The 25,239-nt window shown below is 69.1% G+C and carries 24 protein-coding genes and 1 pseudogene; 15 read left to right on the forward strand and 10 right to left on the reverse strand.

What is annotated here, in order from left to right; translation table 11 throughout:
- Positions 1-209: 209 nt before the first annotated feature.
- The 3 genes from NQU54_RS21930 to NQU54_RS21940 form a co-directional block, all read right to left on the reverse strand.
- Positions 210-476, reverse strand: a complete 267-nt coding sequence (locus NQU54_RS21930) for a DUF8847 domain-containing protein (RefSeq protein ID WP_167503329.1) — start codon at positions 474-476, stop codon at positions 210-212.
- A 99-nt stretch (positions 477-575) separates the two neighbouring features.
- A complete protein-coding gene (locus NQU54_RS21935) occupies positions 576-1,421 on the reverse strand; it encodes a TetR/AcrR family transcriptional regulator (RefSeq protein WP_257632547.1) in 846 nt (281 codons plus the stop codon).
- Between the two features lie 123 nt (positions 1,422-1,544).
- Positions 1,545-2,474, reverse strand: coding sequence for an AurF N-oxygenase family protein (locus NQU54_RS21940; RefSeq protein ID WP_173963213.1), 930 nt, complete (start codon positions 2,472-2,474; stop codon positions 1,545-1,547).
- A gap of 190 nt (positions 2,475-2,664) precedes the next feature.
- Between NQU54_RS21940 and NQU54_RS21945 the strand changes: the two genes are divergently transcribed.
- From NQU54_RS21945 to NQU54_RS21960, 4 genes are all read left to right on the forward strand, one after another.
- Entirely contained in the window at positions 2,665-3,783 is a 1,119-nt protein-coding gene (locus tag NQU54_RS21945) for a ferritin-like domain-containing protein (protein WP_069873247.1), read from the forward strand.
- Between the two features lie 294 nt (positions 3,784-4,077).
- Positions 4,078-4,590 (forward strand): GNAT family N-acetyltransferase, encoded by a 513-nt coding sequence (locus NQU54_RS21950; protein WP_069873249.1) that lies wholly within the window; start codon positions 4,078-4,080, stop codon positions 4,588-4,590.
- A gap of 163 nt (positions 4,591-4,753) precedes the next feature.
- Positions 4,754-6,067 (forward strand): MFS transporter, encoded by a 1,314-nt coding sequence (locus NQU54_RS21955; protein WP_257632548.1) that lies wholly within the window; start codon positions 4,754-4,756, stop codon positions 6,065-6,067.
- Positions 6,068-6,107: 40 nt separating this feature from the next.
- Positions 6,108-6,344, forward strand: coding sequence for a hypothetical protein (locus tag NQU54_RS21960; RefSeq protein WP_069873253.1), 237 nt, complete (start codon positions 6,108-6,110; stop codon positions 6,342-6,344).
- Between the two features lie 89 nt (positions 6,345-6,433).
- On the opposite strand, the gene NQU54_RS21965 is transcribed toward NQU54_RS21960, so the two are convergent.
- Complete coding sequence (locus tag NQU54_RS21965) at positions 6,434-8,797, reverse strand: MFS transporter (protein ID WP_257632549.1); 2,364 nt, start codon at positions 8,795-8,797, stop codon at positions 6,434-6,436.
- 461 nt (positions 8,798-9,258) lie between these two features.
- Between NQU54_RS21965 and NQU54_RS21970 the strand changes: the two genes are divergently transcribed.
- The 4 genes from NQU54_RS21970 to NQU54_RS21985 all read left to right on the forward strand — a co-directional run bounded on the left by NQU54_RS21970 (position 9,259) and on the right by NQU54_RS21985 (position 11,985).
- Positions 9,259-9,633, forward strand: a complete 375-nt coding sequence (locus tag NQU54_RS21970) for a MarR family winged helix-turn-helix transcriptional regulator (RefSeq protein ID WP_257632618.1) — start codon at positions 9,259-9,261, stop codon at positions 9,631-9,633.
- Positions 9,634-9,787: 154 nt separating this feature from the next.
- On the forward strand, positions 9,788-10,183 hold the full coding sequence (locus NQU54_RS21975; protein ID WP_257632550.1) for a DUF427 domain-containing protein: 396 nt from the start codon (positions 9,788-9,790) through the stop codon (positions 10,181-10,183).
- An 84-nt stretch (positions 10,184-10,267) separates the two neighbouring features.
- Positions 10,268-10,729, forward strand: coding sequence for a hypothetical protein (locus NQU54_RS21980; protein ID WP_257632551.1), 462 nt, complete (start codon positions 10,268-10,270; stop codon positions 10,727-10,729).
- 164 nt (positions 10,730-10,893) lie between these two features.
- Positions 10,894-11,985 (forward strand): beta family protein, encoded by a 1,092-nt coding sequence (locus NQU54_RS21985; protein ID WP_257632552.1) that lies wholly within the window; start codon positions 10,894-10,896, stop codon positions 11,983-11,985.
- Positions 11,986-12,049: 64 nt separating this feature from the next.
- Here NQU54_RS21985 and NQU54_RS21990 read toward each other — a convergent pair whose 3' ends face one another.
- The 3 genes from NQU54_RS21990 to NQU54_RS22000 all read right to left on the reverse strand — a co-directional run bounded on the left by NQU54_RS21990 (position 12,050) and on the right by NQU54_RS22000 (position 15,124).
- Positions 12,050-12,718: a lytic polysaccharide monooxygenase auxiliary activity family 9 protein gene (locus NQU54_RS21990; RefSeq protein ID WP_257632553.1), complete on the reverse strand. Its 669-nt coding sequence runs from the start codon at positions 12,716-12,718 to the stop codon at positions 12,050-12,052.
- 252 nt (positions 12,719-12,970) lie between these two features.
- The gene (locus tag NQU54_RS21995) at positions 12,971-14,071 is read right to left on the reverse strand and encodes a sulfite oxidase (RefSeq protein WP_257632554.1); all 1,101 of its coding nucleotides are present in this window, start codon (positions 14,069-14,071) and stop codon (positions 12,971-12,973) included.
- A 405-nt stretch (positions 14,072-14,476) separates the two neighbouring features.
- Positions 14,477-15,124 carry a DUF4232 domain-containing protein gene (locus NQU54_RS22000; protein ID WP_257632555.1) on the reverse strand — a complete coding sequence of 216 codons (648 nt, stop codon included), beginning with the start codon at positions 15,122-15,124 and terminating at the stop codon, positions 14,477-14,479.
- Positions 15,125-15,691: 567 nt separating this feature from the next.
- On the opposite strand from NQU54_RS22000, the gene NQU54_RS22005 reads away from it, so the two are divergent.
- From NQU54_RS22005 to NQU54_RS22015, 3 genes are all read left to right on the forward strand, one after another.
- Positions 15,692-15,814 (forward strand): hypothetical protein, encoded by a 123-nt coding sequence (locus tag NQU54_RS22005; protein WP_257632556.1) that lies wholly within the window; start codon positions 15,692-15,694, stop codon positions 15,812-15,814.
- A 389-nt stretch (positions 15,815-16,203) separates the two neighbouring features.
- Positions 16,204-16,593 (forward strand): hypothetical protein, encoded by a 390-nt coding sequence (locus tag NQU54_RS22010; RefSeq protein ID WP_257632557.1) that lies wholly within the window; start codon positions 16,204-16,206, stop codon positions 16,591-16,593.
- A 635-nt stretch (positions 16,594-17,228) separates the two neighbouring features.
- Positions 17,229-18,103, forward strand: a protein-coding gene (locus NQU54_RS22015; protein WP_257632558.1) for an IS5 family transposase whose coding sequence is annotated in 2 segments (ribosomal slippage) — positions 17,229-17,622 and positions 17,622-18,103 — 876 coding nt in all. Because the reading frame shifts where the segments join, the coding sequence is not laid out codon by codon here.
- Between the two features lie 9 nt (positions 18,104-18,112).
- Here the strand turns inward: NQU54_RS22015 and NQU54_RS22020 are convergent.
- Positions 18,113-18,577, reverse strand: a complete 465-nt coding sequence (locus tag NQU54_RS22020; protein ID WP_257632559.1) for a hypothetical protein — start codon at positions 18,575-18,577, stop codon at positions 18,113-18,115.
- A gap of 123 nt (positions 18,578-18,700) precedes the next feature.
- Here NQU54_RS22020 and NQU54_RS22025 point away from each other — a divergent pair, with 123 nt between their 5' ends.
- Positions 18,701-18,829, forward strand: coding sequence for a hypothetical protein (locus NQU54_RS22025; protein ID WP_257632560.1), 129 nt, complete (start codon positions 18,701-18,703; stop codon positions 18,827-18,829).
- A 194-nt stretch (positions 18,830-19,023) separates the two neighbouring features.
- A complete protein-coding gene (locus NQU54_RS22030; RefSeq protein WP_257632561.1) occupies positions 19,024-22,689 on the forward strand; it encodes an AAA domain-containing protein in 3,666 nt (1,221 codons plus the stop codon).
- 12 nt (positions 22,690-22,701) lie between these two features.
- Here the strand turns inward: NQU54_RS22030 and NQU54_RS50135 are convergent, their stop codons facing one another.
- On the reverse strand, positions 22,702-23,001 hold the full coding sequence (locus NQU54_RS50135; RefSeq protein WP_372505984.1) for an HNH endonuclease: 300 nt from the start codon (positions 22,999-23,001) through the stop codon (positions 22,702-22,704).
- Positions 23,002-23,021: 20 nt separating this feature from the next.
- Between NQU54_RS50135 and NQU54_RS22035 the strand changes: the two are divergent.
- Positions 23,022-23,168 (forward strand): annotated as a pseudogene (locus NQU54_RS22035) (transcriptional regulator); the annotation flags it as partial.
- A 2-nt stretch (positions 23,169-23,170) separates the two neighbouring features.
- Entirely contained in the window at positions 23,171-23,365 is a 195-nt protein-coding gene (locus NQU54_RS22040) for a DUF397 domain-containing protein (protein WP_257632562.1), read from the forward strand.
- Positions 23,366-23,505: 140 nt separating this feature from the next.
- Here NQU54_RS22040 and NQU54_RS22045 read toward each other — a convergent pair whose 3' ends face one another.
- Complete coding sequence (locus tag NQU54_RS22045; RefSeq protein WP_257632563.1) at positions 23,506-25,164, reverse strand: S8 family serine peptidase; 1,659 nt, start codon at positions 25,162-25,164, stop codon at positions 23,506-23,508.
- Positions 25,165-25,239: the final 75 nt, after the last annotated feature.

The raw sequence follows: 25,239 nt of genomic DNA on the forward strand, positions 1-25,239 counted from the left end.
TACGAGCGCGGCGGCCGCGGTGATCGCCGCCGCGCAGACCGAGCCCACGATCCGTCCTGACACGTGATCACCTCCGGTTCCGTGACGCCTCTGTTCGGCGTCCAGCTCAGCAGGGATCGTGGCATGACGTTCGTATCTTCAGGAGAATTGTGGGCGAGTCGGACGAATGCGGTCACTCGTCCGGCGGGCCGTGGGCCCGGCCCGGACCATCAGCTCGGCTTGGACCACGGCCACTTCAGCCCGCCGCCCGGCTTTCCCTCCGGGTCGTATGCGTAGGCCCAGCCCCGGATCAGGCCCAGCCGCTTGGACGTCGCGGCGGGAACGCGGCGGTAGACGTACACCGTCGGCGGTCCGCCCGCCTCGTCCTCCACCGGCACCTCGTAGGTCTTCGGCGGCTGGCCCGTGGGGCCGACCAGCACCCGCAGCACCCGGCCGTCCATCGGCCCGCCCACGAAGGGCGTCTCCTCGCTTCTCACCGCACCAGTCTCACAGCATCGCCCGCGCCACGGCGGTCACCGGCCGTACGCCGCACAGCCGCCACACCTCACGCCCGCACATCTCACCGGCCGCACCCGTCACAGCAGATGCGACGCCTCGCCCAGCGCGGGCACCACGCGGCGGGCCAGTCGCCCGACCGGGCCCTCGGCGGGCTCGATCACGAGCGCTGCCCGGATCACCCGCGCCGCCTGCGGATCCGTGGTCGCGGTGGCGGTCAGCAGCGCGACGAAGTGGTCCACGAGCCAGTCGCGCAGCTCCTCCACCGGCGGCTGCTTCTCCTCGTCCAGCCAGATCAACGAGGCCGCCTCGACGGCCGTGATCCAGGTGCGGACCATCATCCGCAGTCGTACACCGGGCTCCTTGACCGCCAGATGGAGCAGGATCTCCTCGGCCGCCGTCCGCCGCACCTCGTCGACGATCGCGTTCGTCCGCGAGGTCTCGACCACGCTGCCGCTCTGCAACAGCGCACTGAACCCCGCGTCGTGCTCGTCCACGAAGGCCAGATAGCGGTCCAGCACCCGGCTCAGCCGGCCGCTGAGCGGACCGCTCCTGGGCTCCTCGAAGCACCGTTCCAGCTCATCGGCGGCGCTGCGCAGCGCCGCCTCGTACAACTGCTGCTTACCGCCCGGGAAGTAGCGGTAGACCAGCGGCCGGGAGGCGCCGGCGGCCGCGGCCACATCGTCCAGCGACACATCCTCGGGCACGCGATGGGCGAAGAGGCCGAGGGCGGCGGTGAGGAGTTCGGCGCGCCGCGCCTCGACGCTCAGCCTGCGGTAGCTCCCCCGCCGCGCGGCCGGTGGGCCCGCGGTGCCCGGAGGGCGTGCGGCGGGCGGGGGTTCCGCCGCCGGGCGGGCGGCGGCGCTCGCCTCCGCCGGGGGTGTCGCCTCCGGGGGCGCCGAAGCGGTGCCGCTGCCTGTCGTCATGTCTGGCAGCGTAACCGGCCATGGTGACGAAGCGGATGCCCCCTTCGATTCGGACCGAATACCCCCTCGGGCCCCGGCCCGATGCCCTCCCTGATGATCGACGGCGGGGCTCCGGCGGGGCGCTCAGGCCAGCAGCCCCGAGCTCTTCCACAGTCGGCGGCCCACGCCCCGCATCACCCCGACGTCGTCGAGGAATTCGGTCAGCTTGCGGGCGCCGCTGCGCATCACCTCGCGCCGGTGGGCGCTGGCCCGCACTTGAGCGACGGCCGCGCGCCGGTCGAGCCCCACGTCCGTGTAGACCTTGGGGTTGATGAACGCCTGCGAGAAGATACGGGAGAACTCGCCCGATCCGATCCGGGTCAGCTCCGCCTCCCAGCGCGGCGCCCGCAGCATCTGGCGGCGCAGTTCCTCGCGCGCGTACCGCACATGGCGGGCCTCCTCGACCACATGGATCCGGGTCACCCCGCGCACCAGCGGCTGAACGCGCTCGTCGGGGAAGGTGAGCCGCTGCATCCAGTCCAGGATCTCCTCGCCGAGGAGGGTCGCGGTGAAGGAACCGGGTGTGGTGGAGACCGTCTTGAAGAACCGGCCCAGGTTGTGGTGGAGCCGGGCGACCGGATACGCCGGGGTGCCGCCCTTGGCGATCAGCCGCGCGAACATCTTGGAGTGGCGGCACTCATCGGCGATCTCGGTGAGCGCGTACCGCACATGGGCGCTGGTCGCGGGCTTGTCGTAGATATGCCGGGTGAGCAGCTGGATCAGGATGATCTCGAACCATATGCCCAGCGAGGCGAGGGCCGCCGCCTCGTGCTGGGACAGCAACAGCCGCTGCTCCTCGGACATCCGGCGCCACATGGGGGTGTCGTAGAGCGAGACCAGCTCCGGTGGCCAGAACCACTTGCCGGGCTCGAACGGCGCGTCCCAGTCCAGTTCGGTGTCGGGGTCGAAGGAGTGCTTGGCGGAGGACTGGAGCAGCCGCTCGGCGACCCGTTCGCGGTCCTTGATCAGCCCGAGCGCGTCCCGGAGCGCGGGCGGTTCGGTCGTGGTGGTCATCGCTGAGGGCACCTCACTGATGGCTCGGACAGACGCCGGTGGGAAGGGTTACCGGCGGATACAGTTTATGAGACTCCGTGTCAGCAAGGGCGTCAATCCCTTGGGGAGGTCTTATTGACCGCTGGTAAAGGACGTGTGAGCCTGCCGAGTACGCATCCGTTCACGGGGGAGCGAGGCGAAGGAGGCGTCGGTGTCGACGCAAGAGCTCTACGCGATGGATCCCGGGGACCCCCTGTGGCAGGTGCCCGCCGGCGGCGCCGCCCGATTCAGCTGGGAGTACGACGACCACCGGGCCCGGTTGCTCGCCCTCTACCAGAAGGGCAAGGACAAGCAGTGGGACGCGGTCAAGCGGATCGACTGGGGCCTGGACGTGGACCCGTACGATCCGCTGGGCACCCCCGATGAGTCCCTCGCCCTCCACGGCACCCGCCACTGGGACCGGATGACCGACCGGGACAAGGGCGAGCTGCGGCATCACGTCGCCGCCTGGCAGTTCAGCCAGTTCCTCCACGGCGAACAGGGCGCGATGGTGTGCGCGGCCCGGATCGTGGAGTCCGCGCCCGACCTCGACGCGAAGTTCTACTCCGCGACCCAGACCATGGACGAGGCCCGCCACGCCGAGCTCTACGGCCGCTTCCTGCACGACAAGCTGGGCACGTTCTACCCCATCAACACCGATCTGCGGACCCTCCTCGGCGACACCCTCCGCGACTCCCGCTGGGACATGGCCTATCTGGGCATGCAGGTGCTCATCGAGGGCCTCGCGCTCGCCGCGTTCGGCCTCATCCGCGACACCACCGACAAGCCGCTGCCCCAGCAGATCCTCGCCTACGTCATGCAGGACGAGGCCCGCCATGTCGCCTTCGGCCGGATGGCGCTGCGCGACTACTACCGGCAGCTGAGCGACGCGGAGCTGCGCGAACGCGAGGAATTCGTCATCGAGGGCTGCTACTTGATGCGCGACCGGCTGCGCGGGGTGGAGGTCCTGGAGAACTTCGGCATCCCGAAGGCCGAGGCCGAGGAGTACTGCGAGCAGTCGCCGTTCCTGCATATGTTCCGCAAGCTGCTGTTCAGCCGGATCGTGCCCTGTGTGAAGGACATCGGGCTGTGGGGCGAGCGGCTCCAGCGGGCGTATGTCGACATGGGCGTGCTGGAACTGGGCGACAGCAACCTCGACCAGCTGATGAACCAGGACGAGGAGCTGGCCGAGCAGCTGGACCGACGGCGCTTCGCGACGGAGGAGGCGGAGCGCACGGGCGAGGTCGAGGAGGCGATCGCGGAGGGCGCGGCGGCCGAGGCGGAGGTGTAAGGACCCGGGCGGTCGAGGCGTGAGGGCATGGCGGCCGAGGCGTGAAGGCATGGCGGCCGAGGCGTAAGGACAGAGGGGCCGGGTGTGCGGACGGATATGACACCCCCTCAACCTCGCCCCCATGGGCGGTCCTTGGTAGGTTCTTGATCATCACCAGCGGAGAAGCCGAGGTCATTGGGGTGACCTCGGTCCGGTGGTGTTCATATGCGTTCATATGAAGGAACGGCCGAAGGGTGCTCTCCACGGCGGTGGGGGGCACACCTTTGTTCCTCCGGTCCGGAGGATGATGGTGGGGTGCGGATTCGAACGAGCACCAGTGAAGAACTCCCCGTCCTCCAGGACATAGAGCGCGCCGCCGGACTCTGCTTCCGGGACATCGGGATGGACGAGGTCGCCGATGACGAGCCACTGAGCCTGGAGGAGCTGAGCCGCTACCAGCGGGCCGGACGGGCCTGGGTCGCGGTGGACGAGGCCGACCGGGCGATGGCGTACCTGATCACCGACCCCGTCGACGGAAACATCCATATCGAGCAGATCTCGGTCCACCCCGACAGCGCCCGCCGAGGCGTGGGACGGGCCCTGATCGACCACATCGCGGCACGGGCCGCCGACGACGGCGTCCCCGCGCTCACCCTGACCACCTTCGTGGACGTGGCCTGGAACGCCCCGTACTACGCCGCACGGTGCGGCTTCCGGACCCTGACCGAGGCCGAGCTCACCCCCGGCCTGCGCGAGATCCGGCGCTGCGAGGCCGGTCATGGGCTGGCCCGTTGGCCACGGGTGTGCATGCGCAGGGATGTGCCGTAGCCGATACGCCGAGGCGGGAGGGGCGGCCACGCGCTTCGGGGCACGGCACCGGGGCGGAACCGCGAAGCGGGGTGGCCGCCCTCTCCGTATTGATGAGCCTCGCTCATGTATGGCTGAAAACGTGGGCGTTGTTCCCGCAGGGGTACAGCTGTTCGCTTAGGACATGTCCAATAGCACGGAATCCACCGCTCCGGCAGGCGCATCCGGGTCACCTCCCGCGGTGCGCTCGCCGCTCAGGGCCTGGCTCGCCGTCGTCGCCGTCGCGGTCGGCACCTTCTCCGTGGTCACCACCGAAATGCTGCCGGTCGGCCTGCTCACCTCGATGGGCTCCGCGCTCCGGGTCTCGGATGGTACGGCGGGGCTGACCATGACCGTGCCCGGTCTGGTCGCCGCGCTCGCCGCCCCGCTGCTCACCGTCACCGTCGGCCGCTTCGACCGGCGGCCGGTGCTGTGCGGTCTGATGGGGCTGCTGGCCGTCGCCGATCTGCTGTCCGCGCTCGCACCCGGCTTCGCCGTGCTGCTGGCCGCCCGGGTGCTGGTCGGGGTGAGCATCGGCGGGGTGTGGTCCATCGCGGGCGGGCTCGCGGTGCGGCTGGTCCCCGAGCGGTCCGCTGGCCACGCCACCACGCTGATCTTCAGCGGTATCGCGGTGGCCTCGGTGCTCGGGGTGCCGATCGGGACTCTCATCGGCGATCTGCTCCACTGGCGGGTCGCGTTCGCCGCCATGGCCGCCCTGTCGCTGACCGTGGCCGCCGCCATGGCCGTCACCCTGCCACCGTTGCCCGCGACCGGGACCATCCGGCTGCGCGAGGTGCCGGCGCTGTTCCGCAACGTCCGGCTGCGGATCGGCCTCATCACCACCTTGCTGCTGGTCACCGGCCACTTCGGCGCGTACACATACGTCCGCCCGGTGCTCGAGGACGTGGCCGAGGTCGGGACGGGCCTGATCAGCACCCTGCTGCTGGCGTACGGCGTGGCGGGCATCGCCGGGAACTTCCTGGCCGGTACCACCGCCCACCGTGACCCCCGCCGCACCCTCATGGTCATCTTCACCCTGCTGGCGGCGGCCGAGCTGCTGATCCCGGTCGCCGGTGCCACGACGGCCGGGGCGGCCGTGCTGCTGTTGGTGTGGGGCCTGGCGTACGGCGGGGTGTCGGTGACCTGCCAGACCTGGGTGCTGCACGCGGCACCGGACGCACGGGAGGCGGCGTCGGCGCTGTACGTCGGGGCCTTCAACGTGGCGATATCGCTGGGCGCGCTGCTCGGCGGACGGGCGGCGGACGGGATGGCGGTCGCCGGCGTGATGTGGTTCGGAGGCGCGCTGGTGGTGCTTGCCCTGGCGAACGTGGCGCTCTTCGGCAGACGGGGGACCGCCGCCGCTCCCGGCCGGACGGGGGAGCCGGGCGCCACGCGCGGCAGAGGGGCCACGGGCGCCACGGGGGCCACTTCAGGCCATGTGGACCAGGCGATCAGGTGAGACCCTGAAACCAGGGGACTCGTCTGCGGGAGTGGGTCCGATGGCAGTGAGCATGCACGTGGTCTGGAGCAAGTGCGAGCCGGGACGCGTCATCTACGAGACGCATTCCATCGAGACGGTCACCGACGGCTCGGGCGTCCACGCGACCGTTGACAGCCACACATATGAGATCTCCCTCCGCAGCCGTTCCCAGGCGGAGTCCATCGCGGACGAGGAGGGCTTCGAGCTGTACCGCAAGGGCGAAGCGTGGGAGAGCCTCCCCGAGGAGGACGAATGAGAAGGAGCAGCGCCCGGGGGCGCTGCTCCATGGCTCCGAACCTCTGACGAGCGTGTTACCGCCGCGGCCCTACCGCTGAGGACTCCGTCTCACTCCTCGCCGTGACCCAGCAGGAAGTCCACATCCCGCCGCTCGGGCCCCGCCGCGCCGCCGACCGTGATCTGCCGGGTCGCGGGGGCGTAGCCGCTGGCCACCACCGTGTAGTGATCGCCGGTGAGGGCCTCGAAGCCGAAGGACCCGTCCTGACCGGTGACGACCTGCCCGACCACATCACCGGACGCGTCCAGCAGCGAGACCCGGGTGTCCCCGAGCGGCCGGCCGCCCCGGTCCCGTACGGTGCCCCCGACCCGGGCCGCGGGCCGTAGCTCGGCGTCCACGCGCACCGGCTCACCCGCGGTGAGTTCCACCTGGGTGGCGTACGGCCGGTGCCCGGCGGCGGCCACGGTCAGCGTGTACGTCCCCGGAGCCAGCTCGGGCAGCGCGAACTCGCCCTTCTCGTCGGCGGTCGCGGACCCGGCCACATCGCCGTCGGGCCCGGTGGCCGTGGCGATCGCACCGGCCAGCGGCTCGCCGCCGACGGCCCGTACGGACCCGGTCAGCCCGCCCCCGCCGGACAGCCGCAGATCGCAGACCACCGGCAGGTCCGACACCAGCAGCGTGGCGGCCTGCGGCTGATATCCGGCGGCCGAGCCGATGAGGACGACGCTCGCGGTGTCGGGGGCGGGCAGGTGGTACCGGCCGTCGTGGCCGGTGACCGTACGGCCGAGCTGACGGCCGCCGGTGTCGATGAGGGTGATGGCGGCGTCGGCGAGCGGGGTGTCGCCGGGGCCGAGGACACGGCCGTGGATGGCGCTGCCGGTGAGAACGGGCACATCGTCCGCGACCTCGGCGTACTCCGCGACCCCCGCGACCCCCGCGACCGCCGCCGAAGGCGAGGCGGCAACGGCGGCCGGGACACCAACCGGAACGGGGTCGACCGCAGGAGCGGAATCAGCCACCGGAGCGGGCTTGGCCGCAGGAGCCGAGGCGGCGACGGGGGCCAGCGCGGCGCGCCGCCGCGCGGGCAGGAACAGGGCGATCAGAAGACCGACGACCGAGGCCACGCACGCCACCAGGAAGGAGATCTTGAACCCGTCCTTGCTCGGCAGCGCCACCCCGCCGAAGTCGATGGTCTGGTGCGCCAGGATCGCCCCGACCACCGCGCTGGAGGTGGACATGCCGATGGACCGCATCAGGGTGTTGAGCCCGTTCGCCGCGCCCGTCTCGGCGGCCGGGACGGAGCTGACGATGAGCGTGGGCATGGCGGAGTACGCGATGCCGATACCGATGCCGAGCGCGGTGGAGAGCACCACGATCTGCCAGATGTGGTCGATCATCACCAGGCCCGCACCGTACGTCGCGCCGATCACGATCAGCCCGATGACCAGCGAGACCTTCGGCCCGCGGGCGGCGTTGATGCGCGCGGACAGCGGTGAGACGAGCATCATGGCCACGCCCATCGGGGCGAAGTAGAGCCCCGCCATGACCATCGACTGGCCCAGGCCGTAACCCGTGGCCTCCGGGAGCTGGAGCAGCTGCGGAAGGATCAGCGACATCGCGTAGAACGAGAAGCCGACCATGATTGAGGCGAGGTTGGTCAGCAGCACCTGCCGCCGGGCCGTGGTCCGCAGGTCGACCAGCGGCTCGGCGGTGCGCAGTTCGAAGACGCCCCACAGCAGCAGGATCACCACGGCCGCGCCGAACAGCCCGAGCGTGGTGCCGCTCGTCCAGCCCCAGTCACCGCCCTTGGTGATGGGCAGCAGCAGACAGACGAGACCGGCCGTCAGTCCGAGCGCGCCGATGGCGTCGAAGCGGCTGGGGGTACGGACGGAGGACTCCGGGACGACGCTGAGCACCAGGGCCATCGATATCGCGCCCAGCCCCGCGGCCCCGTAGAAGAGCGCGTGCCAGTTGGTGTGCTGCGCCACGAACGCGGCGGCGGGCAGCCCCAGCGCGCCGCCGATGCCCAGCGACGAGCTCATCAGAGCCATGGCCGAGCCGAGCTTATGCGGCGGAAGCTCGTCCCGCATGATGCTGATGCCGAGCGGAATGACCCCCATGGCCCCGCCCTGGATGGCCCGGCCGACCACCATCACCACCAGATCCGAGGTGACGGCACAGGTCAGCGAGCCGATGACCATCAGCGCCAGCGCGACCATCAGCATCCGGCGCTTGCCGAACATATCCCCGAGCCGCCCCATGACGGGGGTGGAGACCGCACCGGCGAGCAGGGTGGCGGTGACCACCCAGGACGCATTGGAACTGGTGGTGTGCAGCAGCTGGGGCAGCTCCGTGACCAGCGGAACGACCAGCGTCTGCATCACGGATACGGCGATACCGCAGAACGCGAGCACCGCCACGAAGCCACCGCCGACCTCCCGCGGGAGCGGCGTGCCGGACGGCGCGACGCTCATATGTTCCGCGGCGCGAGGTGGGGCTGACTGGGGCATGCGAATGCCGCCTCCAAGGGATTTCGAGAGTCGAGCGATGAGTGGAACGATAAGAAACGATGAGAGGTGTGCATCCTACACATGGTGTGTATCGTTCACACTTCCATTGATGGGCGCGGGGGAGGCGAGGAGGAATCGTGCTCGATCGACGGCTGGAGCGACTGGAACGCGAGCTGATGCTGGTGGCCAGGTGCTCAGTCCTGACACCCCGCGAACGGAAGGGCTGCCAGGCGACGGACCCCCAGACCGCCGAGTCCGAGCAGCCCACCGCGAAGCGGGACACCGGCCCGGACCCCCGCAAGGAGACCCGCGCCGAGTCTCGCGGCGAGCCCCGTACCGAGCCTCGCGGTGAACCCCGTACCGAACCCCGTACCGAGTCTCGCGGCGAACCCCGCCCCGAGCCCTGCGCCACCGCCCCCGCCCGTCTGGACCGCTCCGGCTATCTGCTCCTCTCCCGCCTGGACGCGGAGGGCGCGATGTCGATCGGCCAGCTGGCGGACGCGTTCCAGCTGGACGTATCGACGGTCAACCGCCAGACCGGCGCCCTGCTCCGGGCCGGCCTCGTCGAACGCATCCCGGACCCCGACGGCGGCCTGGCCCGCAAGCTCCGCATCACCTCGCAGGGCGCGGACCGCATGGCGGCGGAGCGGACGTGCAGGCAGACCGGCCTGTCCCGGCTGCTGGAGTCGTGGACCCCGGAGGACGTGATCCGCTTCGAGGACGTCCTCACCCGCTTCAACCGCGAGGTGGAACGCCAGGAGGGCCGGGCCTGGCCCCGGGAGACGCACGACGCGGAATGACGCCGCCACCGGGAGCGTTGCGACAGACAGGAGACATGACGTCTGTCACACCGGGAAACCGAGGGAAACCCGAGGGAGCCCCCACCCGGAACCGCAGACCGGGGCAGCCGACATGCACCCGCAGACACCCGCACACCGAGGAGGCAAGGAAGAGATGCCCACCCCCGCTTCCCACCCGCCGACCACCGGCACCGGCGGACACCGCGTCGATGTGGAGCGCGGCTCCCAGCACGTCACGGTCACGATCGACGGCCGTGTCGTCGCCGAGTCGACCCACCCCCTGCTGGTCCACGAGACCGGTCTCCCGGTCCGCTACTACCTCCCCCCGGAGGACGTGGACCTGACCCTCTTCGAACCGACTGATTCCCACACCACCTGCCCCTTCAAGGGCGAGGCCGCGTACTGGACCTACCGCGGAGCGGCGGGCGACGAGGCGGAACCCCGTCCGGACGTGGTGTGGGCGTACCCGCGGCCGATCGAGAAGGTGGCGGAGATCAAGGACCATCTGTCGTTCTACGACTCGGTGGCGAAGATCGAGATATCGGAGTAACGCGACAGCCGACCACCAAGGGATCACCCACCCATCACCCCATCAGTGGCCTTCCGGGAGACCCTCGGGGGGAACCCCTGACGCGTGCACATCCACGCGTACTCGTGGCTGGGCGAGAAGGAGCTGTTCGACCGGGAGGCCCGACGTCGCCTGCCCGACCGCCCCCGCCCGCCCGTCACGGCGGAGGACGAGGAGCACTACCGCACGCTCCTGGAAACGTTCCGCCGCTCGGAGCTCCCCCCGCTGGAAACGTCCCTCTGGCTCCTGAAGTCCTCCACCCTCATCCGCGCCACCTTCGAAGAACCCAAGGACGCGGCGGCCTGGCTGGGCCGCGAACTGACCGAACACGCCCCCGGCTTCCTCTCCCACCAGGAAGCCGACACCGCCCGCTTGGCCCGCCTGGTCACCACAGCCGCCGACCGCCTCACCCACGGCACGGACATCTCCATCGGCTTCTACCTGGGCCGCACCTCTTTCCTCTCCCTGGCCCTGGTGACCTGCACCCCCAACCACTGGATGCCGGACCTTCGCTGTCCCCTGACCTGACCGGCGCTCGGGAGGTCCCGGAACCTCCAACGCCTACGCCCTCGCGCCGAAGCCGATCACTGGCCGGAATTGCGCTCTGCCGTGATTGCGCCCTTTCGGCGCCGGGGCGTCCCGATTCACCCTTCAACCAGGAGCGATTCAGCGGGGTCGAGGGGGGATCCGCGATGGTCGAGCCGATCTACGTACCCGTACTGCCGACGCGCCGGAGCGCGTGGGACGCCTACGCGGGCCTGGACACAGAAGTAGGACGACGTGTCGCGCCACTGTGGACGGTCGTTCCCCGCGTCGGGCCGGAGCGCATCAGAGGGGCGCCCCTCGCGACCGACCCGGACACCGACTCGCCGGAACTGGGCCATTGGTTCACCAAGCGCATGGACGACCTCATCGAGGCGATGGACGGGCTCACCGGCTGGGTGGACCCCGTCCATATCGAGCGCCATGTCGAAGCGTCGGCCATCGGCTTATGGCATGTGGCGACCAGAAGCGAGCTACGCCTGGTCACCGGCCCGGAACGAGCCCCGACCCTCCAGCGCTATGCCGCTGATCTGGCCTTCCTCAGCGGACGAGGCATCGGCATACGCGTATTGCTCGACGCCGGGCGAGGCGAACCGAGCCCCACGGACCTGCTGACCCTGATCGCCCAACTCTGCCTTCCCCCGTCCCAGCTCGATCTCATCCTGGACATCGGCATGGTCGCGGACGCCACCAAGGCGACCAAACAGGCCCTTGTCGCCCTGGATGCCCTCGGCGCACTCGTCTCCTGGCGCACGGTCGTCCTCACCGCGGGAGCCTTCCCTCGTGACTGGGACCGGTGGGAACAGCCGACGCGTATCGCGGAACGCCACGACTGGCAGATCCGCCAAACGGTCCGCGCTGCCCGCCCGGAATTCCCGGGCCCACTGATCTACGGCGACTACTCCGTGGAACACACACAGAGCGCCAACATCGCCGCCCGCCGCTACGGCCCCGCCTACGGCCTGCTCCGTTACACCGCACCACACGACTTCCTCATCGCCCGGGCACCTCTCAGAGGCCCCGACCACGCCGACCGGGTCCGTGCGATGGCCCGTCGCGTCGTGATGTCCGGCGCCTTCCGCGGCATCGAGGACACCACCTCCAGCGACGGCGAAACCTGGCTGCACGCCTGCGCCAACGGCGACGGGTCGACCGGCTCGGGCAACGCCGAGACGTGGATCCGGGTAGGCCATCTCCAGCATATGAACTACGTACCAAGGCAGTTGATCCAGCCGAAGTGACCCCGCCGGAGGAGCAGCATCCGGCGGGGCCGTGGCGCGGGTGCGTGAATTTTCGCGAGGTGGCTCAGCCGAAGTTCACGTCACTGCACAGGAAGTACGTCTGGTCCATGTGCGATGCCTGCCAGATCGTGTAGACGACGTGGCGGCCGGTGTAGCCGGAGGTGCTGACGTCGATCGAGTAGTTCTGGCTGGGGCCGTACTTGCCGGTCGTGGTGACCAGTTGCAGGTCACTCCACTTCAGCGGCTGGGTGGTGGGGTCGTACCCCTGGCGGCTCACATACACCTTGAAGTAGTCCGCGCCGTGGCTGGCCTGGTCGTACAGCTCGACGGTGAACTTGCTGCCGATGTTCGTCGTCTGCCAGGCGCCCGGCGTGTCCAGCGAGTTGTAGCGGCCACCCTCGGTGTGGCCACCGCTGCACAGCTGCCCGTCCGGGATCACCGCCGGGAAGTCACCGGCGGAGCCGTTGCGGTACAGCCCGTTCCAGTTCCACATGGCGTTGGGGTTGTCCTGCCACGCCTGCCAGCACATGGGGTCCTTCTGCGCCATCTCGGGGTTCTGGAAGTCGTCACCCCAGCGCAGCCAGCAACCGTAATTGCGGGACGCGGGGTCGACGACCGATCCATGGGCGCTCGCGGTGGTGGACCACGGGATCAGACACAGCAGCGCCGCGGCCAGCAGACCGACGGCGCGAGATGCCCAACGTAAGGAATTGCCGCGTTCATGACAAATCATTCGCGATCTTCCTCCATCGTCCTTGGGGGGAGTGGGACAGTGGAAGTGCATGGGAGCGCTCCCAAAGTGGCTGCTTCCCCGAGGATCAGCTCCCGAAACCCTGAGCGGGATCGGCGACGCGGTCGGTCGGCGAACTGGTCCACATCGACGTCATGAAACTCGGCCGATCTCTGCCTGGTCCACGCGAGAACCTGCTCGACGAGACTGCGAGGTCGGGCGGCAGCGGGCCCTGCCGTCTGCCGCGGCGTCCGGTCAGGGGTGGCAGGTGATGTGCAGGTGGGCCGCGGCGTTGTTGGCGTACCCCCTGGGGTTCCACACGGTCGCCGGGGATTCGGTCTGCACGGCCGCGGTGGAGTCCCAGGCGCGTGCGATGAGTTCGGTCTCGCCGATGGGCAGGTTGAGCGTGGTGTGCCAGTGCTGCCACGTCCAGGGATTCTCCGGCGGGTCGAGGTCCGCGTGGGTCCAGGTGCCGCCGTGGTCGGCGGAGACATCCACGCGTGCCACGGTGCGGTCGTCTCCGGCGAAGGCGAACCCGCTGACCTCGGTCGGACCGGAGGCCAGGTGGGCGTCCTTGCCGGGCCGCAGGATGGCGCAGTGGATGGCGACCGGCCCGAGGGTGATGCCGGCGCCCGGTCCTGCCGTCTCGGGGTCGGCTTCGGGAGGCAGGATGCTGTATTCCGTCTGGAAGTAGTTGTCGGTCGGTTCGGCCTGTGCGCTGATGCGCTGGAGCCATTTGACGCTGCGGGCGCCGATCCAACCCGGGACGACCACGCGCAGGGGAGCGCCGTGCGCGGTGGGCAGCGCCTGATCGTTCATGGCCCAGGCCAGGAGTACCTCGCTGGAGGTGGCCTTGGCCACGGGTATGGAGCCGCCGAAGGGCTGGGGCGGATCGGCCAGCTCGGACACGTCGGGGCCGGTGAAGGCGATGTGGGCGGCTTCCGGCCGTACCCCGGCTTTGGCCAGCACATCTGCCAGGCTCACCCCGCTCCATCTCGCGGTGGAGATGGCTCCGGGGCCCCAGGGGACCTGGCCGGGTATGTCGCGGACCTCGATGAGATCGGCGCGGCGGTTGCCCGCACACTGCAACGTCGCTACCACCGTCCGCTCGGGGAGGCGGCGTAGATCGTCCATCGACAGCTCCAGCGGCCGATCGACCAGACCTTCCACTCGCAGCCGCCAGTCCGCGGAGTCGAGGTGGGGGATGGGTGCGTGGTTGCGGCCGTAGAAGGCGTCCAGGGGCGTGATCTCGGCTGCGAGGGCGTCGACGGGCGTTTCGGCGTTGTAGGGCTCGCCTTGGTGGACGAGCATCTCGTCGCATTTATTCCATATGCCCATAAGGTCAATATCGGCCATGTTCGGCGAGTACGCGAACCCGCCCGCCAAGGGTGCGGTCAATGAGCTTCCAGCTGATCGGAAGCCGAGGTCGCTTCAGCGCGCACCGCTCGGGAGGGCCACCTGTGCACGCTGACGAGGGCGCGGAGCCCGATCCACGTTTCGCCGTCGTCGGCGAACGCACGTGTTCCCGGCATGGAGCCGTGCCGCCCCTCGCATTAGTGCCAGCATTGCCGGTCGGCGGTGGGAGCTCCCGCAGTGACGGTCAGCGGCTTCGATGCGCGGCCTGGCGCATGCGCTGTCTGTCGGCCCGGCCAAGGCGAGAGCCAGGGGGGCATCCCGTCCGTGGATTCGATTGCGTTCCGTACCGGCGGGTGCTCGGGCAGCGGTGGTGCGGTGCGGCCTGAGCACCCCGGGACGTACGAGTCAGCCGCCCTGACCGATGCCCCCGATCGGGCCGACTTTCACCGGGGAGCCGGAACCGTCCGTGACGGGCAGCGTGCCGTCGCCAGGCCAGTCGAGGGTGACCGACTTCGTCTCGTTCGGCGGGGTCACCACCAGCCCCGTGACGCGGACGCCGGAGCCGCCCGACTCGTTGAACGGGTAGTTGACGCCGAAGTACGTCGACTCCCCGTCCTTGAGGACGTGCGGTTCGGCCGGCTGGCCACTGCGCTTCGCGGACAGCGCCCCCTCGCTGGTCTTCAGGTCGACGCCCGCGAACCCGGAGATCGTGCAGTCCCGGCCGCCGCCGTTCTTCAGCGTCACCGCGACGGTGCCCTCGCCGTCGCCGTCGATGGTGCCGTCCGCCGCCGTGATCTCCAGCTCGTCGGTGCGGCACTTGCCGATCTTGCTGTTCTCGTTGGAGCCGGTCCCGGCGGCCGTGCCCTGCTCGCCGGAGTCCTTCCCGCCGCCCTGATCCGAACCGCCCGAGCCCGAACCGCCGCTCGAGGAAGACGCACTGGACGCGGACGAGGGGTCGCTCTGTCCCGTGCTGTCATCGTCGTTCTGGCACGCCGTGAGCGAGAGACCCGCAGCAACGACCAGGGCGGCGAAGGTGAGCTTGTGAACGCGCATCGTTTCTTCCTCAGTATCGGTTGGGGGTGCCGACCGCTCGGTACACGTCGGTACGAGCGAGCGTTTCTGATCAGCAGGAGCCGCCCGACCCGGGGCACGTTCCGCCCAAGCACCCCCCTGATACACCCCTGTTACGCGCACAGCCAGGCACAACGCCCACCACCACCGGGCACACCCCGCCCGCACTGCCCCTCCCGCACCCCTGCCGTGCCGTCTCTTCTGCCACCGCCCGGCGCGGGAAACGGGGCCCGAACACAGTGCGCCACACCGCTCCCGGGCACGCCGCCGACGGACCCGGGACGGCGAATCCCACCACCGTTCCACACCTGTTCGCGGCCGCCGCCCGCTGGGACAGACCCGTAACCTGGCGGATCTTGACCACAACCCGCCTCGTGGGCGGTGTGCTTCGCCCGCGGGCATGCCACCGCCGAGGACGCCCCGCGCTACGAGCACGATTGGCACGTTGGTCCCCAGGGATGGGCAGCCGCGCCCGCTACCACCAGCGCCCCGAAGTGGCTGTCTTCTTCGAGCTGCGGCTAGGCATCTGCCAGCCGCGCAGCACCACCCGTGCCCGTGCAGGACGTGGTGCGGGAGTTGCGTCAGGTACCCCCTACGGCCGAGCAGTTGGCCGCCGAGGTATTGACCGCCATCCGCACCGTCAGCCTCACCAAAGCCCCGGCCAACCTCTGACGATCGGCCCGTTCAGACGGCTTCCCGGGCCATCCCACACCCCACTTCGTCCGGAAGGGACCCGCTCACGTCGGTAGGAGAGAACCCCAGCCACTCCTGCGATGCCCGCGGCAACCTCGCTCACCCAGCGCGCATGCTGCCGCAGGCCATCGAACAGGCCATCCCCTCTCCGTGATGCACGCCCAAGAGCACGGCCGCGTGGCCATCGACGGTGGTGACAATCCGGACGCCGGGGGGCAGGAACCTGCTGCGCGCTGCGCTCGACAACGCCGTCCATCACGCCGGGCTCCTGGCGAAGGCCATCAACGTGATGCACTCCGAGAGGTCCCCCATGGGCCTGGACCTGACCCCGGGACTCCGGAGTTCGAGAACGACGCGCAGGACATCGAATGGCCGTCGTCCTGCGCGCGATACCGGAGCGGGAGACCTCGGCGGCAGCAGCCAAGCAGCTTCTTGAGCGCTCGGCGCAGCTTCTTGAGCGTTCGGCCGATCGCTATGCCTGGATGCCCTCACTTCCGGACGCAGCTCTTGAAAATCCCAGGCTGAGTGAACACGCGCTGGCGCGCTGCGCTGAGGCCATGGAGATCGTCCGCCATGGGATGTTCACCGAACTCTTCTCGATCAACGACACCGAGTTGCGTGGGCGGTATCGAGCGTTGGTGCGCCTCGTCTACGACGCGGGGCGGCGCGGGGCCGGAGGCCAGTATCCCGAACGGCTAATCCGAGACGACGTGCGTAACTACCTGCGCGCGTACAGGTGTCTCTCGGGTTCGTCATAGATGGCGAGCCTCTGCCCATCCACGAAGAGCCTCCGATCCTCGACCCAGACTCACCTGGCAGAGAGGACGCCCAAAGCGCATGTGACCTGTGCATTTGGCCTTCAAGATCATTGCGTGGTCATTACGTGATCACTGTCATCGGACTGCGTTCGGGTGCGTCTGGCCGCACACGCGCGGAGACCCCGCACTCTGAGGTTCCCCCGCTGCGCGGGTGTGGCTGATGGCGGGGTCTGCTGGCACCTCAACCAAGGTGCCCCCGGCGGGGGACGCGGCACATGGGGGCGAACCGAACCATCGATGCCCGGTGAGCTGGTCATCCAGACCACCTTCCGGGCGACGGTGAATCGAGCTCGCACGTAGCCGACCGGTGCTCCGACCGCACGGGAGCCGCCCCTGACGGCTTCCGTGCCACCAACAGGCGGCTCGGCCCTGGGGGGCGACCCTCTCACCTATGGGTGTGGTCCTGGATACAGTGGGTAGTCACAGCGTTGCTCGGCCACCTCGACCGGAGGCAGACATGGCCCGTGCCTGGGAGGCTGACCCGTCCGCGTTATTCGAGCGTCGGCTGGGGAAGTCGGCCGAAGAGCTAGGGCGTGTATCGAAAGTGGATCTTCACCGTGGGATGATCTTGATTTGTGGCGCGTGGAGATCTGACGGACGGGGAGTGGGCGGTGCTGGAGCCGCTGCTGCCGAGAGGCAAGAAGATCGGCCGACCGCCGATATGGACCAGGCGGCAGCTGATCGACGGCATACGGTTTCGGGTCCGCACCGGCATCCCCTGGCGGGACATACCTGTCGAGTACGGGCCATGGGGCCGGGTGTACGACCTCTTCCGCCGGTGGCAGCGCAACGGCACCTGGCAGCGGATCTTCACCGAGCTGCAGGCCCGGGCCGACGCCAAGGGCCTGATCACCTGGGACATCAACGTCGATTCCACCATCGTCCGCGCCCACCAGCACGCCGCCGGTGCGCCGAAAGGGGGGGCCTCCAGAAGGAGCCGCCCGGCGGCACCACCGTCGAACCGGCCGACCACGGACTCGGACGCTCGCGCGGCGGCCTGACTACCAAGCTGCATCTGGCTGTCGAGCAGCGGCAAAAGCCGATGTCGATCGTCATCACGGCAGGGCAGCGCGGCGACTCCCCGCAGTTCGAGCCCGTCCTGGACAAGGTCCGCGTGCCCCGCACCGGGCCCGGCCGACCGCGCACCCGACCCAATCGAGTGCGCGCCGACAAGGCATACGCCTCCCGGAAGAACCGCGCCTACCTGCGACGTCGCGGGATCCGATGCACCATCCCAGACAAGGCCGATCAGGCCCGCAACCGCAAGAAGCGCGGCTCGCGCGGCGGTCGGCCACCGAAGTTCGACCCGGTCGACTACCGTGAGCGCCACGCGGTCGAATGCGGCATCAACCGCCTCAAGAGGCACCGGGCCGTGGCCACGAGGTACGACAAGCTGGCTGTGCGCTACGAGGCGACCGTACTGGTCGCTGCGATCAATGAGTGGCTATGACCTGTGACGTCAGGTCAGGCTGCGGCGTGCTACAGCGAGAAACTCCGCCTTGAACGGCTCCAGGTGCTCGGCCAGGCTCCCCTCGTCACGCTCCTGCCAGACCGCTTGATTAAGGGCGCGGGCGTAGGCGGTCGCCGGTGAGTGAAGGCCAGGGGCACACAGCAACTCGATGCTCTTCTCGGCTATTCGAAGACCATCCATCGCCGGCCTGGCAGTCACATACCAGTCATCACCGACTTCCCATTGCGGCGGCCGCGCATGCGCCACGCCCTCAGCCTCCAGCGCGCATCGGATGAACTCCAGCACGGTCCTGATCTGCTCGGCACGTCGCTCCTCCGCCCGCGCCGTAGCCCGCCTTTGTTCTTCAGCCCGGTCAGCCGCCCGCTGGGTCGTGCGCTGGGTCAGATACGTCAACGCACCACCTACAGCCACACCGACCATCGAAATCACTGGGGTCCACAGGTCTCCTGCCACGGCCGACTTCTACCAGCACCTGCCCACCGACCGCTGCCGATCTTGCGAGACGGGCTTGTATGCCCAGATGCCGAACCGTTCCAAGATCCATTTTCGATACACGCCCTAGGAGCCTACGAGGCGATGAGCGTGCTCGGCGAACCCAGCCTCCTGGCAGTCGCCGAAGAGCAGGGGCACGACTATGTCACTGCCGTGGAGAACACACTGGCCTGGGCCGTTGGAGAGCATGGCTTGACCGCCCCGTGGGATTGAGGAGTGCTGCCGAGCCATCGTGATCGAGTGCATCTGGGTTGGCTTGCTCATGGCCTCGATGCCACCGCTCACGCTCTGAGGAGCATTTTTGGGCATGGGCACGCCGACCTTGGCGAGATCCCCTGTGGTTATCGCTCGACTTCGCTGGTACCACGGGGGACAAGAACTCGGCAGCGCCGTTGTAGCGGGGGAATGTGGGCTGGCAGGAAGAGGTCGTCTCGGCGTTGGACGCCTGGGTCGCGCACGAAGGCGTGCCGGCGCGTGAGCCGCGGTGGCGTCCGCTGGGGCGAGCGGCGAAGAGCGGTAAGCCGGGGGAGTACGTCGTCGACGTACGTGGCACCGACACCACGACAGACCAACTTCAAGGCGACAGCCTGAGGCTGGCCGGGCCGGACGAAAGCGGTGTCGACGCAGGCCACTCCGTGCTCGACGTGTTCAAGGACGGCACCGCACTGCGGGTGCGTGTCGCCGAGTTCGCCGACCCCGCCGACCCTCATCTATGGATGAAGCCGCAGCCCGCCGGCTTCCTCGTGAAGGCATTGCGTGAAGGCTTGGCCGCGCTCACCGATGCTCCTCTCGCTCACCTCATGGCGCGAGGCGAAGCCGGGGCGGGACGGCTCGCGGCGACCGGGCTGCCGCCGGGAGTGCTGCTGCCCGCTCAGGACCTCGCGTATCGCGCGTGCACGGGCGAGGGGCTGTGGCTGGTGTGGGGACCTCCCGGCACCGGCAAGACCACCGTCCTCAAGCGGGCCATCGTGGATCTGATGGCGCGCGGCAAACGCATTCTCCTAGTGTCCGCGACCAATGTCGCCGTGGACAACGCCCTGTGGGGTGTGATGAAGGAGCGGCGGCACGCGGACGGTCACATCGTCCGTGTCGGACCGCCCCATCTGCGTGAAGTGGCTGAGGACGCGAGCGTCTGTCTGACACTGATGGTGCGCGAGCGGCTCGCCGATGTCGACGAACGACGCCGGGCCGTTGCCGCGCAGCTGGTTGAAGCGCGGGCGCGGGCGCGCGAGCTGGAGGAGCTGGAGCGGAGCCTCGCGAACTTCGACGCCATCGGGTACGCCGCGGACCGCACCCGCTTGGACGATCCCACCCGCACCTCTTCAGCTCTGACACGCGCGTGTCATCAGGCGGATCGCGAAGCAGAGGAAGCCGGGAAGCGGGTCGAGGGACTGGAGGAGGAGTACAAGGCGGCTGCCGCGGCTGTACGCGCCACGGAGCAGGCCCAGGCCGAGTGGAAGACATACGACGAGGTGCAGGCAGACCTCGCCGAGCTCCGAGTCGCCGTGACAGCGGTGGAGGCGAAGGCACTGCTCGCCGAGAACGAGCGCGATGCGGCCGACAGTGCCCTGATGGACCTTGAGCGGTTGACCGGCATGGCGAAGCGCCGGGCCAAGCGGGACAGGGAGAAGGCGCGACTTCGGCTGGAGACGGCCCGCACCGAAACCGAGAAGGCCCAGACGAAAGCAGCGGAGGCCCGGTCCGTACTCACCCGAACCGAGCAGGAATACACGGCACGGCTTGAGGCTCACCGCGCCAAGATCTCCTTCAGCAAGGCGGAGATCACGCTCCGGCAGACGACCCTGCGCACTGTGGAAACCGATCTGGAGGACGCGTGGCGAGTAGAGCGGGCGGCGGCTGCCCGGCTTTCTCCACTCGCCGAGCAACTCGGCCTGTCAAAGGCGGCCGAAGCACGTGTCATGGAGGCCGATCGCCTCGGACACCCCCGACGCCATGCTGCGGCAGCAACACTGAAGCCTCAGGTCACTGCGGACAAGGAGAATCGCCCGGCGCTGGAACGCCGACATCGAGAGTTGCAGGAGGAGTACGACAAGCTCGCACGCGACGCACAAGGCGAGATCATTCGTGGTGCGAAGGTCGTTGCCACTACCCTCGCGCGTTTCCGCACCGTCAAGGCGGTGTTCGATGGCGATTACGACGTCGTCCTGGTCGATGAGGCCGGTGCGGCAACCCTGCCCGAAGTGCTCCTCGCGGTCGGCAAGGCCAAGACGACAGCTGTACTGCTCGGCGACTTCATGCAGCTTGGCCCCGTCCTGCCGAAACTGGATAGCAGCAAGCGGCCTGATGTCGCGAAGTGGATTCTGCGTGAGGTTTTCGAACATTTCGGCATCGAGTCGCCGACGGCAGCGGTGAACCACCACGGGTGTGTCGTGCTGGATGTCCAGCACCGCTTCGGGCTTGACGTCATGGACCTGGCGAACACTCTTGCGTACGACGGCGTACTGAAGCCCGGCCCCGACGTCGTGCGGCGTGCCGAAAGGCGCGAGCCGGGCGATCCCGAAATCGTGATCATCGATACCGACGGCCTCCAGAGCCTGGCCCAGGCTCACCGCACCGGTCGCCGCAAAGGATGGTGGCCGGCGGGATCCTTGCTCGCACGCGCACTCATCGACCTGCACCGCGAGGACAGCGAATCGGCTGGTGTGGTCACGCCGTATTCAGTGCAGGCCGAGGCCACCCTGGAGGCTCTCCGCGATACCGAGTCGATGGGTGGGCAGCTTGCCGAGGTGGGTACCGCCCACCGTTTCCAGGGCCGCGAGTTTCCGGTCGTTATCTTCGACACGGTCGAGGACGACTACGGTGACGGTCTCTGGATGGCCCATGCTTCCCGGGCCTCCGAGGCAACCGCCTGGGCCCGCGATGGCGTACGCCTGTGCAACGTCGCCGTCACCCGCGTCCAGACCAGGCTCTACGTCATCGGCAGCCGCAGCCGAATCCTCGCCTCGGGAGAGGAGACGGCCCTCGGCAAACTGGGTGCGCTCATCCGCGCCGGCCGCACCCGCTCTATCCCCGCAACCCGGCTCATCGCCCCTGCCGCGCGGCCTGTCACCGGCCTCGGCGAATTCGGCTCCCGCCTCGCCGATGTCCTTTCGCGTCATGTCGAGGTCTCGGAGGTCGACGACGAGATCTCCTTCTACGAGACCTTCGCCGCCCGCCTCGCCGAAGCCAATACCTCCCTATGGATCTGGTCTCCGTGGACGGCGAAACGGCTGATCGGCCTACTTCCGGTACTTGAGGAAGCCGTACGCCGCGGAGTCCGTGTCACCATTTTCGTACGGGACCCCTACGACACAGGTCAGAAGAAACAGACCGCGCTGGTCCAGCGCCTTCGAGACGTGGTGCAGACCGTCGTCCGCGTCAATGTGATGCACCAGAAGATCGTCGTCATCGACGAATACACAACCCTGCTGGGAAGCCTCAACTCCCTTTCCCAGAGCCACTCGCGCGAAGTCATGCTGACGATCAAGGGGCACCATTTCGCCCGCAAGATCCTCGCCCACGAGCACGCCGAGGACTTCGCGAGGCCACCGCGATGCGGTGCGTGCAAGGGTGACGAGGTGGATCTGCGCCGCCGGGTGAACGGATCCTGGTACTGGCGGTGCTTCAACCGGACGTGCCCGGGGCGACGGGGCAACCGGGCGTGGAGACGGCCGTGCGGTTCAGGACGGGGAGCCGGGGCTGAGCTGGATCTCGGCCCACACGGTCTTGCCGACCAGGCGCCTGGGCTGGAAGCCCCATCGCTCCGCGAGGGACTCGACGATGACCAAACCTCGTCCGTGCTCTTCCAGGCTTCCGGCGGCGTGGCGGAGGCCGGATGGGGAAGCCGCTCGCCCTGGCAGTCGGCGACCTCGATGCGCAAGGTGGCGGGCCCGGCTTCCGGCCTCGTCAGAAGGAGAGCCAGCAAGAAGTCCCGCCCGGGTACGTGCCCGTGCTTCAGTACCGGTAGGCCACTGGCGAGGTTTCCGCTGCGCGGATCCTTTTCCAGTGGCCGCCGGCCCGAACCCGCCGTGCACCCTTTCGGTGCAGCGGGCTCTCCAGTGACTACGGCGTGATCCTGGTTCCGGCTATGCGTGGATGTCTTCATGACAGGGCGGGCAGACCACGAGGGTTCTGCGCCGCTTCTTGAGCATCAACTGCACCCATGTGGGCTGTTCCCTCCACGCTTGGAGCTCTGCGAGGTGGCGAACTTGGTGAACTTGCACGTCGGTTCGTTTGTCGCAGAGTTCGCACCGTGCCTTGCGGCGCCGGTCGATGAGCTGGCTTCCGCGCGGGCGGATGCGGGGGGTGAACTGGGTGGGCGGAAGGTCGTCGATTACGGCCTTCCGCTGCCGGATCAGGGGAATACCACCGAACCGTGCGATCAGCGGTTTCCTGCCCTTGCGTGGTCGGGTACACCGAGGTCCAGAATCATGCGCGACTGGCGACGGATGTCGAGGAGGTCCGTATCCTGGCCGCACGTTACGGCACCATCAGGGCCCAGGCGCTCACGCCACGTGAGTCCCTGGAACTGATCGAGAGGACGCAGACATAACGATGAGCACTGAGGATTCCGCGCGACTCGCTTGGTTCAAGAGCAGCTACAGCGGCAATGAGGGGGGCGAATGCGTGGAGGTCGCCATGACTCCCGGCGCCGTTCACGTGCGGGACTCCAAGGAGCCGATGGGGGCTCAACTCGTTTTCGCGGCGCAGAGCTGGGCGGCGTTCGTGGACTTCGCGACGCGGCACTGACAGACGAGGCGGGGATACGGCCAAGTGGTCTGTATCCCCGCGTACACCCAGCGGTCAGCCCAGTACCGTCGCGATGGCGATCGCTCGTTGTCGGCGTGCACAGCCGCGCGGGTATGGGGTGCCGCTTCGTGTTGGGTGGCCTAACCGGCCATCGTGGGGGCGTAAGGGGACAGAGCCGGAGCGAGTTGCACTCCGGGTGCCAGGCCGAGGGCGACGAGGGCGTCGGGCAGACCGCGGCCGACGCGGGCCGCGTCCATAGTGCCCGGGGCGGCCAGAGGGCGGCAGCTGGCTGCGATGATCTCGAACAGGTGCTGAACCCGACCCGGTCCGCGGGGCAGCAGCTGGCCATGGAAGTCCTCGTGGTGCGCGAGAACCAGGGCCGCGAGACCGGCGACGTGGGCCGAGGCCGTGCCGGTGCCGTCGAGCGCCGCGTATCCGCCCTGCGGCGAGCACGACAACACCGCGATGCCGGGAGCGGCCGCGTCGACGCCGGGGCCGTAAGCGCTGAACGGCGCGGCGAACAACCCCTCAGGTGTCAGCTGCGGGCCCACATGGGTGGCTTGGGAGGTGTCCGGCGGGAAGGACCCGAAGACGCCGAGCGCACCCACGGTGAACACGGTGGGCAGCGAGCCGGGGAAGCAGACCGGTCCGCCCGAGTCGCCCGCAGGGGCGACGCAGGCGATGCCCGCCGCGCCTGCGTCGGCCAGTTTCCGGGAGACCAGCGCCGACGGGTACGGCGCCGCCACGGCGATGTGCGCGACGTCGACCTCCCGTTCGATGCAGTGGTCAAGGGCGGCGATCAGGTCGCTGAAGAAGCCCCCGGGCAGCACCTGGCAGACCTCGATCTCCGCGTCGACCGCGGTGCCGATGATGCCCTTGCCGGTGTCCGCCCCGGCGATGACGCCGACCGTGTGCGTCCCGGTGCCCACCGTGTCGCGGGCCCAGCCCTCCTTCGTGCCGCGGACGAGATCGACACCGTTGTGCACGCGCCGCTTCAGGTCGGGATGCTCGGCGGCGACACCCGAACCGATGACCGCGATCTTGATGCCGAAGGCGCGGAACGTGGGAGGCAACCTGTCCAGCCGCATGGCCTGCTGGCCCCAGGCGTACTGCTGTCTCTCCTCGAGTCCCGGGTACACCTTGGCCAGCGGCGTGAGAGTGACCAGGTTCTCCGCGGTCACCGACAGGTCTGGACGGCTGATCCAGCGGTCGGCGTACCCGCCCACGGGACGTACGTACAGGGACTGGACGGACTCCACGGTCTCCGTGGACATGGTGACGGTGACCGTCCCGTCGGCCCCGGTGATGCCTTGGCCGGGCCAGGACCAACCGATCAGGAACACGCCCGCGCCGGCCAGCGGTTCGCCGTCCGGGCCGCACACGCGTAGGGAGATCTCCAGGGGTTCTTCCAGCGGCAGGACCAGCCCCGGATCGCGCAGCGGCAGGCCCCCTGCGGACGGCGCGGCGGCGGGTCCGGACGCGGACAGCGGCAGGTCCGGCTCGATGTGGACGTGCAGCGTCTGCATCGCCGGGAGCTGGGCCTCGGCTGCCTCGACGACCGCGATGTCCGGGCAGGCGAGGGGCGCGCCGGACGCTTTCAGCTTCTCCGACGGCCGGAGTCTGCGGACCACCGTGACCTCGGGCATCTGCTCCAACTGGTCGCACACCGCGTCCATGCCCGGTTCGGCAACTCCCGGTGGCAGAAGATGCTGCGGTAGCGGCGTGACCATGTACCGCGCCCGGCGCGGCTGCACCGTGATGGGTGATGGCGCGCCCGCCTTGCGTGGTCGTGCGCCCATGCCTTTGGGTCCCGGCCCGCCGGCCCCCGAGCCTTCTGATCCGGTCTCGCCGTTGTTTCGGGGTTTGCTCCCGGG

The organism is Streptomyces malaysiensis subsp. samsunensis (assembly GCF_024519315.1).
GTDB lineage: Bacteria > Actinomycetota > Actinomycetes > Streptomycetales > Streptomycetaceae > Streptomyces > Streptomyces malaysiensis.